This window comes from Alphaproteobacteria bacterium 33-17 (genome assembly GCA_001897445.1).
Taxonomy (GTDB): Bacteria; Pseudomonadota; Alphaproteobacteria; order Rickettsiales; family 33-17; genus 33-17.
This window is the reverse complement of sequence record MKSX01000029.1, coordinates 1-13,546: the sequence shown is the minus strand read 5'-3', so window position 1 is coordinate 13,546 and position 13,546 is coordinate 1. Positions and strand designations below refer to the sequence as shown.

Below are 13,546 nucleotides of genomic sequence, written 5' to 3'. Positions count from 1 at the left end.
TGTATGTAAGATAATAGTTAATTTGTATATAGGATATTTTTATGAGCCAACAATTCTGGAACCTATGGGAAGCTGGGGATAATGAAGCTGCTAAAAATCATTTTAATGAGCTAGATGATACATCACAATTAGAAATCCTTAAATCTGCGGCAGGAAATAGTCGTTTAGATGTCGTGCAATTGCTTCTTGATGCTAGACATGCAGGGGAAATAATGAAATACGCATGCACAAATGGGTTTTTAGATGTAATAGAATTTATTATGAATAACAGCGCTTTGCATTCTGATCATAATTTTATACATAATCTATGCTGTGCATATGGTGATGCCTTGGGTAATAATCAGCTTGAAATTTGTGAGTATCTGAATAATGTAACTAATAGGGAAGTTCCAAAAAGTGCTATACTTTACGCGACAGAGTTTCCTTTGGATATTAGTATTGAAACTTATCAATTAATATGGAAAATTTTTGAACAATTTGACAATGCAGATGATTTTAAAAAGCAATTTTTGAAGTCAGCTTCTAAATATGAAATAGACTCTCCTGGCTATATGACCATAAGTGAGATGCCATTTATAATGAAAAATTTTGCTACTATGAAGTTTGTTTTAGAAAATGCGCATTTGCTTTCACCTAAAATATATTCATCTATTGAGCAAGACTTATTTACTGATAAACATCGTGAATTTTATGAAGTTTACTTAGATTTTTCTAAAGAATTTACCTGCGACATTTCGAGTATTTTAAAGGGCTTTTTTGATCATGATCTATCTGTAGATAATACAAAATATATGTTAGCTAAATATCATGATTTAATTGAAATGCAGTCAAACATTAAAGGGAAAAGTATTACTTTTGAGGAATTTGAAGAAGCTCATAAAGAATATGCAGATTATTATCTGGCATTTAGGAATATTGGATGCAAAGAATCTGAATTTAATATACTAAGTTGCGATGTTCAGGCTATTATATTTGACCACTTAAACATGCATTACCGAGATATAGTTGAGCAGCCTCATGTAAATGTTTTGGGTTATGAAATAAATCTTTAACTTTGACATAAATTAACATAAAGCTTAGTATATTAATATATTAAGCCTTATGTGGTATAAAGTATGGATCATCTTGAGACTAAGACATCTTTCTGGAAAGATTATAAACCTCTAATAATTATAGTTCTTTATTGTTTGCTTTTATCTTTCATTCCTAAAGAAACTTCCGCTGTAAGTTATCTTTTTATGGGTTACTTTTTTATATTCTTTTCGCTCTTTAAATTCTTTGACTTAGATGGATTTGTAGAAGGCTTTTCAAAATACGACATTATAGCCAAAAAAAGTAGAGTGTACGGTTATGTGTACCCATTTTTAGAGCTTTTTCTAGGTATTTCATACCTTGAATCTAGTAACATAGTCCTTACTAATATCCTTACCTTTATTCTGATGGAGATAAGTGGGGTGGGAGTGATTTTATCTATAAAATCAGGCAGAAAAATCAAGTGTGCATGCCTTGGAAATATATTAAACGTACCATTAAGCGTGGTAAGTATTGTTGAGAATTTTGGTATGGGTGCTATGGCGCTATACCATTTGGTTATGACATTTGCTATATAAGGGGTGTTTATGGAAGGGAAAATTGCACTGATTACAGGTTCTACAAGCGGTATTGGTCTTGCTATAGCTAAGTCATTAGCTGCTCAAAAGGTTAAAGTAGTTTTAAACGGCATTGCAAGTGAACAAGATGTAGAAAAGCTAAAAGCTGAATTTACAAAAGATTATGCCTATACTCCGTTATTTCATGGTGCTGACCTTAGCAAAAAAGACCAAATCCTTGATATGGTTAAATTTATCGAAAGTAACTTAGGTGAAATCGATATTTTAGTAAATAATGCAGGAATTCAGCATGTAGCTATGGTGGAAGACTTCCCAGATGAAAAATGGGATGCTATAATTGCAATCAACCTTTCTTCAAGCTTCCATTTAATAAAGCATACTATAGGCAAAATGAAGGCAAAAAAATGGGGCAGAATTATTAACGTTGCTTCTGTTCATGGGGTTGTTGCGTCTGCAAATAAGTCTGCATATGTATCTGCAAAACATGGTATTATTGGTCTTACAAAAACTATAGCTTTAGAAGCAGCAAGTACAGGCGTTACTTGTAATGCAATATGCCCAGGTTGGGTGCTAACGCCATTAGTACAAAAGCAAATAGATGCAATAGCGGAAAAAGACAAAATAAGTAACGAAGATGCTAAAGTAAAGTTACTAAGTGAAAAACAGCCATCAAAGACATTTACAAACCCAGAAGATATAGGGGCAATGGCTGTGCATTTGTGTACAAATTTCGCAAATAATATAAGCGGGTCTAACTTCATTTTAGACGGCTGCTGGACATCTCAATAGCTTAGTCTTTTTATCTGATTATGCGTCGCCCTTCATGTAGATTTTACTACGCTGCGCTCACCATTCCTGTCAGGCTAAAGAAAATTATTTAGATTGAAATATTATTATAAGCATTGGAGTGTAGGTCATTGCGAAAAATGCGCAGCATTTTGTGGCAATCCATTTAATTTTCGGGGCTGATATGAGATTAAAAATGGGTGAGCGTTTTATAATTCAGCCATTTTTAAGCGAATAAACGCCAACGCATTTTTCGCAGTAACTTTACTACTTGCAACTACTTAGTCAACGTACTATATTTTGTATCTAAATGTAATATATAAGGTAGTTAAAATTGATTAGAAAATATCTGTTTGCAAGTTTTATAAGTTTGTTAGCTTTAAACGCAGAAGCAAGGGAGCTGAAAATATATAATTGGTCTAATTTTATATCTGAGGATACAATAAAGAACTTCGAAAAAGCTACTGATATTAACGTTAAATATGATGTTTATGATAGCGACCATGCACTTGATGCAAGGCTGTATGTTGGTAAAATTGGCTATGATATTGTAGTGCCATCTGCATTTCCATTTTTAAAACGTCAGAAAAATCTTGGTCTTTATCAGAAAATTGATAAATCAAAACTTAAAAACTATAAAAACCTGGATCCACTAATCATGGATAAAATGAAAGAAGGCGGGGTTGATGAATATGGCGTACCATGGATGTGGGGAACCGTGGGTATTGGATATAATAAAGAAGCCATTCAAAAAATAATGCCTGGCAAAGACCTTAATAGCCTTAAGTATTTCTTCAATAAAAACAATATTAAGCAGCTTGAAAAATGTGGCGTTATGATGATGGATGCCCCAAATGAAATTCTGCCAATGATATATGTTTATTTAGGGCTTAATCCTAATTCAGAAAAACCTGAAGATCTTGAGCAAGTTGGGTCAGTACTTTCTGCTATTAGACCACATGTTAAGCAGTTTCATTCATCACGGTATATTGATGCTTTAGTGAATGGCGAAGTATGTGCAGTAATAGGTTTTTCTGGCGATATTATGCAGGCAAAATACAGGGCAGCCGAGCTTAATAAACCATTTGAAATAGCTTACGTAATACCTGAAGAGGGAACCCAGCTTTGGATAGATAGTTTTGCCATTCCTGAAAATGCTAAGAATGTTAATGAGGCTTATGAATTTTTAGACTACTTACTAAAGCCTGAAGTTGCAGCTGAAAACTCGAATAACTTAGGTTTTGCTAATGCTAATAAACTGAGTAAAGATTTTTTGAATGATAACATAGTAAATAATAAGTCCATATATTTAACCCCAAAAGATATTGATAAAACCTATATACTGCAGCCGCTTAGTTTGCACTCCGAAAAACTTAGAAGTAAGTTATGGATTAGGACAATTGCAAACCATTAAACTTCATAATACTTATTATTGCATTGTTTTTATAAAGATCTAAAATATAAAGAAATTATTTATAGGGTGATATACTATGAAGGGTAAAATTTTAGAATGTTTAGATAAGGGCAATGTTGATGAAGCCTTAGCAATATTTTTAGGACTTACTGATCAAAGTAAACAAGAAATATTTGATGCAATTCCTGCGGGTATGTTGGAATTTAAAAGCCTTATAATAGATTGTGATGAAGAATTTGCCCAAAAGTTTATTGAAAAAAATGGTCATGAACCTGTAAGTATCATAGAAAACCCTATTGTTATACAGGAGGATTATATACCGCCAAGTAATACAAATGTTAAAGAAAAACTATCGCTTGGTAATCCTCATGAAAGTGAATACACTAATTTTCTTAAAAATGGTGATATAGATCTTGCGATGAGCTATTTTCTCGCTGACCCAGATAATAAAGTAGAAAAGATATTAGAATGTTTAAAAATCGCAGGGGTGAAAGCTGCTAAATCATTTGTTGATAATGCTAGTTTAGGTACAAAAGAACTTATATATGAAGCTTCTTTAACAAATAACAGACTAGCTGACATTAAAGTTTTTTTAGAGCAAGATGCAGAGCTGATGAAAATGGTAAATGGGGCGGTTGTTAAAATTGATGCCCCTATTAAAGCTTCTAAACAACTTTCACAAGAAGAGTTAAAGGAACTTGAAGCTAAAGTATTGAAATTCATTGCTAAAGCTGACAAGTTTGTAGATAAAGACATCATAGAATTTGCAAAGGATCACCCTTATAGATTTCCGAAAATTATCAAAAAAGCTCGTAAATTAGAAGATAAAACATTGCTAAATATTCTTGAATTACTAGAAGACAGGTTTTCCAATTTTATTGTTTCTATACTAACTGACCAAATAGACAATAACAATTGTGTAGTTGATCCTAAGCTTATGGTTAATGGTTTTACCCATAAATTTTTATACGATAAAGTCAATGAAGAAACCATTAAATTTGTAGAAATTGTAATAAAATCTAACAGAACATTGCTTACAAATGTGTTTCATGAGTTTCAAAATAATCCTAAATTTAAATCTAAAATAGATAAAGCAATTGAAGAGTATTTTACAGGGTTATGCAAGGTTGGTCAGCTTAAGCTAATAAATAATTGTATGAAGATCATCGATGTTAAGGTAATTAGAGAAATCCTTCTAAAGGATGATCAAAGAGTTTTAAAGCTACCATTAATCAATGGGCATGTAGCCTTATTTACACAGCTTGCAAAGATGTGCAATGTGCCAGTTAGAATATCCCCAGAAGATATACTAGAAGCTGTTTTAAACGGTCATAGAAATTCTTTTGAGTATATCATTAGTCGTCTTGGTGAAGTTATAGCCTCAGAGGTCAGGGAGCTTATTATTGAGAGATATAACCGTGGAAATTTGGTTAATCTAAATATTCTTAGGCAAGGTATAACAGATGATTTTTGGGAAACAATAAGACATGAGCTTGAGCCTGAAATTGATGCGGTAGTACCAAATTTCCAGTTTAGGGCCTTGGAAGCAAAGAGTAAATCTCACGTCAGTGGCATGGAGCAGGGCTAGGCATATTATTTAGCGCATGCATTCTATTAAGTTTACTTATGTATTTAGTGATACAATTTTTTTGATTGCTGTGCAGAGCCTCGTGGGAATCTATTCTGCACTTAAGCCATTTGCGGATTGCTTCAAAAAAGGTATGTCATACCTCTCGTGACCTAGCCTAAGTATCTGTCGTCATTGCGAAAAATACGTAGTATTTTATGGCAATCTAGGAAGATGATGCGAATTGAAAATTTACAGTAAGAATGGGTTGCCATACAAAAATTTCCTTTTGCTAACATTGACATGGCTGTAATCCATTTAGAATTATATCTTATTGATTACATGCTTCAATGTATTTTGCAATGATGACTAACAACGCTTATATCAATTGCCATAGAATACACCATTTTTCTTGCAAGCATACCAAGGGGTTTTTCATTTATAGAAATACGATAGAGTGCATTGTATAAATTAGAAAGTTGCAACTATATCTTTTTCATGATTAGTGATGCGTTTGTGCCACCAAAACCAAATGAGTTAGAGATCGCATAATCAATCTTTTTCTCTTTAGCTTTATGAGGAACTAAATCAATATCGCAACCTTCTGATGGGTTATCAAGATTTAGTGTTGGTGGAGCAATCTGATCGCGCATTGCAAGTAAGCAGAATATAGCTTCTACGCTACCAGCAGCGCCTAATAAATGCCCTATAGATGATTTTGTAGATGACATACTAAGTTTGTATGCATGGTCACCAAACAGTCTTTTTACTGCGCCAAGTTCAATTTCATCACCAAGTGGTGTTGATGTACCGTGAGCGTTAACGTAGTCAATTTGATCAACGTTTATTTTCGCATCTTTGAATGCCATTTGCATAGCTCTGTATCCGCCCATTCCTTCTGGATGTGGAGCGGTAATATGATATCCATCACCAGATAAACCATAACCGATAATTTCGCCATATATTTTAGCGCCACGCTTTTTAGCATGTTCGTATTCTTCTAATACCACAACACCAGCGCCTTCACCCATTACGAAACCATCACGGTCTTTGTCCCACGGACGAGAAGCTTTTTCAGGTGTGTCATTGAAATTAGAAGATAATGCCTTCATTGCAGCAAAACCAGCTAAGCCAATTCTGCATACTGCGCCTTCTGTTCCGCCAGCTACCATTACGTTAGCATCACCTCTTTGGATAAGACGAGTTGCATCACCAATAGCATGAGCGCCAGTTGCACAAGCAGTAACAACTGCGTGGTTAGGCCCTCTAAAGCCATATTTAATTGAAACATTCCCTGATACCAAGTTAATTAAACTTGCAGGAATGAAGAATGGAGAAATTCTTCTAATGCCTTGTTCTTTAAGGATAATTGAGTTTTCCTCAATAGTACCAAGTCCGCCGATACCAGATCCGATCATAACACCTGTCATTTCACGGTCTTCTTCAGCTTCAGGCTTCCAGCCTGAGTCTTCTACAGCTTCAACAGCAGCAGCCATTCCGTAAATGATGAATTCATCAAGTTTACGAATGTCTTTTGAAGACATAAATTGTTCGGGGTCGAAGCCACCAGCCACATCTTTACCAGGGATTGTTCCTGCAATTTTTACAGGAAGATCTTCTGTATTGAATTTTGTGATATGTTTTAAACCGGATTTGCCATCTTTAATGCATTGCCATGTATGCTCAGCGCCCATGCCATGCGGAGATACCATTCCTATACCAGTAACTACGACCCTTCTCATAACTCAAACTACTTCGCGTTTTCTTCAATGAATTTAACAGCATCAGAGAATCTTACGATTTTCTCAGAAACTTCGTCTGGAATTTCTACTTTGAATTCGTCTTCAAAAGCCATTACAAGCTCAACGAGATCAAGGCTGTCTGCACCTAAATCATCTGTAAAAGAAGCATTTTCAGTTACTTTTGACTCTTCAACACCGAGGTGCTCAGCAACAATCTTACGAACTCTTTCTTTGATGTCTGACATTATAAAAACCTTTTTAAAATTGAAATTAAAATTAAACCATTAGCATTCCGCCATTCACATGGAGAGTATGGCCGTTAACATATCGCGCTTCAGTACTTGCTAAATATAATACTGACGCTGCAATATCCTTAGGTTCCCCAAGGAAACCAGCGGGAATCTTTGTTAATAATTTTGTTTTTTGATCTTCAGATAAAGCATCTGTCATTTTTGTGACAATAAAGCCTGGTGCAACCGCATTAACAGTAATGTTACGTGAAGCAACTTCCTGCGCTAGTGATTTTGTCATACCGATTAAACCAGCTTTAGATGCAACGTAGTTAGCTTGACCAGGATTACCTGAAGCAGCAACAACTGAAGCTATATTTATAATTCTACCGTATTTTGATTTCATCATGTATTTTACAGCGGTTTTATTCATAGCAAACGCTGAAAATAAATTAACTTTAATAACTTTCTCAAATGACTCAAGTGACATGCGCATAGCTAAGCCATCTTCAGTTACGCCTGCATTACATACCAAAATGTCGATACCGCCCATTTCGTTTACTGCGTCGTCAACTAATTTAGCTGCTGCATCGCTATCTGAAAGATCGCAGGCTGCATACTTTACATTACCACCAAGCTCCTGAGCAAACTTTGCAAGTTTGTCATTGCTTGTGCCTGATATAAATAATTCAGCGCCATTTGCTTTAAGCGCTTTACAAATTTCCGAGCCAATACCGCCTGTTGCGCCAGTTATTAAAGCTTTTTTTCCTGTTAAATCAAAGTACATATCTACTACATTAATTTTGCTATCTTACCTCTACTAAAGTAAATTTTTATATTCGTCAAGAGCTTTTGCCAAATCAATCAAAATTCCTTTAATAATTAATAATGTATATTTACTCAAATAATTCTCCAGTTAATAAAGCTTTACATTTATAAATTAATCGTTTAAAAACCCCCCTCTAACTTACTGATTTTAATGAAATTTAGGCGATATGAAAAAACAAAATACTCTACCGAAGTTTTTAAAAAACACCCCTGAGAAGAGGGGGAATCGTAGAAAAAGCACTCACGATTTAACAGAAAAAATTACAATTAATTTAAGTATGGTATCTTTAAATGATACATCTCCAATACCTAGTCCCAGGAGTTTAGCTATAGAGTTAAGTGCAGTTGATCTTGCAAAAGTAAGTAACTGGGTATCAGTAAATAATTTTACGTCAGAAGATATTGAGGAGATTTTTTGTACAAGTCCTTTAAATCCAGATAGTAACTGGAAAATATTTTACAGATTAGGAGTGCCAGTTGAATTTTTTTATGAAAAAGAGCGGAAATTTGATCTAATCAAAGTATATGAAATAGGCTGCGTTGGAATGGCATATATGCAGGCGTTAGGGTTTAGTTTGCAAGACATGCTTGATAATTTTGAGATTTGCATAGGTATATTAGAGAATTCTATGACACAAATATTCAAAAATCATAAAATTACGAAGAATGTATTATGTGCTAATTTTATGGATAAAAATTTTATAATTCAAAATATATCCAAGCCTAAAAATATTATAAATCATTTTTATGAAGGTATATTTGATGAGTTATATAAAGTTTACAAAGATACTGATGTTGAGATTTACTTAGTCAATCGAAAATACGAAATTTTGCAGATGATTAATAAGAAAATTTTTACTTTATCTATGTTGTTTGATTTTATAAACAACATAGATTTTATAGAGTTTTGTGTGAATAATACTTATTACATAGATGAGATTTATTCTTTAGATCATTACAATACTCGGTTAATAAGACCAGAAAATTTAGAAATTTTAAAGGCATTTGCACCAATTAATTTAAGGTTTTTAGTCGATAATAAATATTCCGTTATATCAGTATTTAAAATGGGGGTGCAAAAAGCTCAAAATTTACAAGCCCAGCTTGAAGCTGTAAAACTAGATAAAGCACGTCTAAGAGAGGATGAAAATAAAGAAAATTTAAACTGTAATGAAATGCTTTTATAATGAATAATACGTGATGATAATTTTATCTTTGATTTTTTGTTTTCTAAAAGTATGATAGCAAAAAATCTAATTTGTATTATTCATGAAAATTTTCTTTATTTTATTGTTGTGTATTAGTATAGAGGCGTTTGGTAAGGATACATCTGCTCCTATTAGTATTGATTCTGATCATTTAGAGTTTGACCAGGAGCATAACAGAGCTACATTCACTGGTAATGTTATGGTGGATCAGGACGGTACAAAGCTTTATGCAGATAAGTTGATTGTACACTATAATGCAAATAATGCTAACTCATCTGAGCTTACCAATAAAAAAGTTGAGAAAATTGAGTCATTTGGCAATATTAAGTTTGTATCAGCCGATAAAACAGCTTACTCAGACTTTGCTGTTTATAATATGAGTAAGCAAATGCTTGAAATGCAAGGCAATGTAAAGCTTGAGCAGGATAAATCTGTGCTGTATGGTGAAAAACTTATTTATGATATGAAAACTAAATTCGCACGCTTGATATCTAAGAAAAATCAGGGTAGAGTGAGAGCCGTAATTAATAAAAAATAGTATTTCTATGGCGCTTAAAGCATATAATTTATCGAAAACTTATGGTAGTCGTACTGTAGTAGCTGATGTATCTTTTGATCTTTCAAGGGGTGAGGTGGTTGGTCTTTTAGGACCTAACGGCGCTGGTAAAACCACATGTTTTTATATGATTGCAGGTCTGGTTGATTGTGATAAAGGCAAAATTACAGTAGGTGACCTTGAAGTTACAAAAATGCCAATGTATAGAAGGGCGCAGCTCGGAATAGGCTATTTGCCCCAGGAATCCTCTATATTCAGAGGTCTTACGGTTGCTGAAAATATTATGGCGGTGCTTGAGATTGTTGAAAAATCATCAGATGAGCGTAAACGTAAGCTTGATAAACTGCTTTCTGACTTTTCAATTAAACATTTAGCGCAGGTAATTTCAACCACTTTGTCTGGTGGTGAAAGAAGGCGTTTAGAAATTGCCAGAGCAATTGCCACCAATCCTAGCTTTTTATTGCTTGATGAGCCATTTGCAGGGGTTGACCCAGTATCAGTTGATGAAATTCGTAGTCTTATCAATTACTTAAGTGAAAATGGCATTGGCGTATTAATTACAGACCATAATGTACGTGAAACATTGTCTATCGTAGATAGGGCATACATTGTTCATGAGGGCAGAATCCTTATGCAGGGAACCCCGGAGCAAGTAATCGCAAGCCCAGAAGTACGTAAAGTATACTTAGGTGAAAGCTTTAAAAGCTAGTTAAAGTTAGTATAAAATCATAAATTTCACAGTCTTAGTGTGGCTTTGAAAATCTCTATTTAACCTTGACAAATTCTTAAAATTTTGATATTATATTAAGTAATAATTAAGAACTTAGCTGGGTCACCCAATATGTCAAAAAATGCAGAAGATTATAAATCTTTATATAAAAACTTAAAATCAGCCTATGAAAAAGATTCTACTGATAAAAAAACTAAGTTTGAAGAATACTATCAAAAGCTTGATGATAAAGCAAAGAAGGATATTTGGAATAGGGATGGTTTAATATACTGGCCAACATTAAGTCCTTATGTGCTATTTGCTAGAATGTATCAAGATGGCAATGTGGATCTTGCCAGAATGTTTTATGAAGAAGGTAAAAAGCCAGAATATAACGTAAATTTATTATATGATGAATACAGACGTGAAGTAAATACTGATGCTCTTACATATGCACTAATTTATGATGAAGATAAATTCAAAGATTATATTGATGATTTAAAGAAAATAAGCGCTAAGCTTGAAAATCCTGATTTCGATTTAAGTATAAATTTTGATATCGTAAATAAAGAAATTTTAGAGTTATTATTGGCAAATTTCAAAATTAACGAGTATAGACCTAGCCCGACAAGTGAAAGGCAAATAAAAATTAAAGATAAAATTATTGCAATTCTAAAAGATCTGGACGCTAAGAATAATAGCGACGTAAATGAAATACTTATAGATTTTATGACTAGGGAGAACGGAGCAATACTTGAAAATTTAATAGAAAATGCTGATAAGGAAAATGTAGAGTGGTTTTATAAAATATTAGATAAACATAAAATATACATTGATAATGCAGAAATTATTTCAATGGCTGCTATTGCTTTTAAATCTGGTAATGCAGAACTAATTGATTTTATGATGCTCATGGCTAATAAAAAATACAGAATATCAGAAAGTGATATTTTCAATGAAATAATGCAATATCATATTGTCGATTACATAAAAGATGAAAATCTCAATAAGCTACAAAATATATTAAATTCAAATTATTTCAATAAATTAGATAAATCTGATTTGATCATGAAAACAAAAATATATAATAGCAAAGAAAAATCTCAAAAAAAATGTGGCATATTGTGGGAAGCATATAAAACAAAAAATGCAGGTATTGTTAACTGCATTGAAAGCTTTATTAAAGATGAAATTAAGGTCGATGCAAGAACTTTAGTTTGTGGTTACGCTCTTGAAATGGCTGATAATTCATTAGACTTATTAACATTTATGTTTGAGAATTTAGGAAATGACGTAGGTGCTTTGTTACTGAACTCAAATTATCATGTTTTCCAGATTGCTTGTAATTATAAAAAGCTAGATTGCGTGAAATTTATTTTTAATAATATTAAGGATTGTCAGCCTGATATAATGAAGCTACTTAATAACAAAGCTATCATTGAGAATATTTTTCAGGTAGGAAACTTAGATATTATTAAATGGTATCTTGATGAGGCTTTGGACGAAGCATTAGAAAATAGTGCTGATAAAAAAGCTGAAAAACAAAAAGCACTTAAAGAGATGTTAACCGCTGAATCAGTTGCTAAAGCTTTATACTATGGTCACCATGATGCATTTATTTATTTGTTATCAAGATTAGATGATATTTTTAAAGACGATCAAGTATACAAAAACACATATATAACTAAATTATTTGAAACCATTTATGCTTTTGATGACTATAATAATATTGACCTTCGTTCACTAAAATTATTAAAACAAATAGATAATAGTTTTGATTATGAAAAATTGCAATACAGCAATAAATTATGGATTGAAAAAGCTGAGAAAATAAATACAGAATTAGGTATTGATGTAACAGAATTCTTGGTAGATTTGAAACGTACTATAGATTATAAGAGTAAACCAGCTGCAAATGTAATATTTCAACCTAGTCAAACTCATGAAATTATTGATTTTGTTGGTGAATTCATAGGTAGTTATGCCGAAACAATTAAGTTACTTACAACAACTCAAGTTCCACTCTCATTTTATAATGTGCTAGATTTTGTTCATTATAGTACAATTGAAGGTATGCCTCAACTTGCAAAAGATTGGAATAAGATTTCTAAGGGTGTTGTTGTTTTACCAAAAGAAATATTATCTATAATAAGTGAATATGCATTTGGAGTTAATTCAGTACAATTTAAAGAATTAATAGACTCTGCAAAAAAAGAATCGCTTAAATTTGACCTAAATATATTAAGTGGGATTTTAATCAAATGTAAGCAAAATTTATCTTTATATAATGTTGATATTTATATTAAAGACCCCCTCAAAGCATTGGGCAATTATAGCTATCCAAAGGAGTTGGAATTTTTAATAAATGCAACTTATCAATTTCATCATTCAATCGATGAAATATTAAATGCTGAATATGAATGTAAAATAGGAAAGGATGTTATTGAAGGCAATATTCTTACAAAACTTTTACTTGATGATGATCTAGGCACATTAAAGCTATTAATTAAATTCCTTAGTAACAATACAGAGTATAAACCTACTCTAAGTAAGCTTTTGAAAAAGGATTTGGTATATATCCAAAATGCTGATGTAAGTACGAACTTTATTAAAGAACTATGGAATAAAGGTGGTTCAGATGTAATAGATATAGTTAAACTAATCAAAAGTACTAGAATTGCAATTAATATACCTACCGAAATTTTTAGCTGCGTGCATAGTTTAGCTACATTTAAATATTTAATTGATGAAAAGCAAATGAATCCAAACAATCAAATGGATGATATATTAAAAGCCATGGTAGATAATGAAAGGGCAGATGCTGCTATAATTGATTATCTTGAGCAGAATCATAAATCTAGTTTAGACTTATCAAAACTACATAATTCAAAATCAC

General features: G+C 32.5%; 11 protein-coding genes and 1 pseudogene. 9 read left to right on the top strand and 3 right to left on the bottom strand.

Annotated features, from left to right (window positions below):
* Positions 1-41 precede the first annotated feature (41 nt).
* From BGO27_06350 to BGO27_06330, 5 genes are all read left to right on the top strand, one after another.
* Positions 42-1,052, top strand: coding sequence for a hypothetical protein (locus BGO27_06350; GenBank protein ID OJV11970.1), 1,011 nt, complete (start codon positions 42-44; stop codon positions 1,050-1,052).
* A 63-nt stretch (positions 1,053-1,115) separates the two neighbouring features.
* The gene (locus tag BGO27_06345) at positions 1,116-1,610 is read left to right on the top strand and encodes a hypothetical protein (protein ID OJV11969.1); all 495 of its coding nucleotides are present in this window, start codon (positions 1,116-1,118) and stop codon (positions 1,608-1,610) included.
* Between the two features lie 9 nt (positions 1,611-1,619).
* Positions 1,620-2,399 carry a 3-hydroxybutyrate dehydrogenase gene (locus BGO27_06340; GenBank protein OJV11968.1) on the top strand — a complete coding sequence of 260 codons (780 nt, stop codon included), beginning with the start codon at positions 1,620-1,622 and terminating at the stop codon, positions 2,397-2,399.
* 346 nt (positions 2,400-2,745) lie between these two features.
* Positions 2,746-3,810, top strand: coding sequence for a hypothetical protein (locus BGO27_06335; protein OJV11990.1), 1,065 nt, complete (start codon positions 2,746-2,748; stop codon positions 3,808-3,810).
* 76 nt (positions 3,811-3,886) lie between these two features.
* A complete protein-coding gene (locus BGO27_06330) occupies positions 3,887-5,398 on the top strand; it encodes a hypothetical protein (GenBank protein OJV11967.1) in 1,512 nt (503 codons plus the stop codon).
* Between the two features lie 464 nt (positions 5,399-5,862).
* On the opposite strand, the gene BGO27_06325 is transcribed toward BGO27_06330, so the two are convergent.
* The 3 genes from BGO27_06325 to BGO27_06315 are packed head-to-tail and all read right to left on the bottom strand — an operon-like array spanning position 5,863 to position 8,136.
* Entirely contained in the window at positions 5,863-7,119 is a 1,257-nt protein-coding gene (locus BGO27_06325) for a beta-ketoacyl-[acyl-carrier-protein] synthase II (GenBank protein OJV11966.1), read from the bottom strand.
* An 8-nt stretch (positions 7,120-7,127) separates the two neighbouring features.
* Positions 7,128-7,364: an acyl carrier protein gene (locus BGO27_06320; protein OJV11965.1), complete on the bottom strand. Its 237-nt coding sequence runs from the start codon at positions 7,362-7,364 to the stop codon at positions 7,128-7,130.
* Between the two features lie 31 nt (positions 7,365-7,395).
* Positions 7,396-8,136: a 3-oxoacyl-[acyl-carrier-protein] reductase gene (locus BGO27_06315; protein OJV11964.1), complete on the bottom strand. Its 741-nt coding sequence runs from the start codon at positions 8,134-8,136 to the stop codon at positions 7,396-7,398.
* A 208-nt stretch (positions 8,137-8,344) separates the two neighbouring features.
* On the opposite strand from BGO27_06315, the gene BGO27_06310 reads away from it, so the two are divergent.
* The 4 genes and pseudogenes from BGO27_06310 (at position 8,345) to BGO27_06295 (ending at position 13,546) form a co-directional block, all read left to right on the top strand.
* Positions 8,345-9,364 carry a hypothetical protein gene (locus BGO27_06310; GenBank protein ID OJV11963.1) on the top strand — a complete coding sequence of 340 codons (1,020 nt, stop codon included), beginning with the start codon at positions 8,345-8,347 and terminating at the stop codon, positions 9,362-9,364.
* Between the two features lie 82 nt (positions 9,365-9,446).
* Entirely contained in the window at positions 9,447-9,923 is a 477-nt protein-coding gene (locus tag BGO27_06305; protein ID OJV11962.1) for a lipopolysaccharide transport periplasmic protein LptA, read from the top strand.
* A gap of 7 nt (positions 9,924-9,930) precedes the next feature.
* Positions 9,931-10,650 carry an LPS export ABC transporter ATP-binding protein gene (locus tag BGO27_06300; protein ID OJV11961.1) on the top strand — a complete coding sequence of 240 codons (720 nt, stop codon included), beginning with the start codon at positions 9,931-9,933 and terminating at the stop codon, positions 10,648-10,650.
* A gap of 132 nt (positions 10,651-10,782) precedes the next feature.
* Positions 10,783-13,546: pseudogene (locus tag BGO27_06295) on the top strand (hypothetical protein).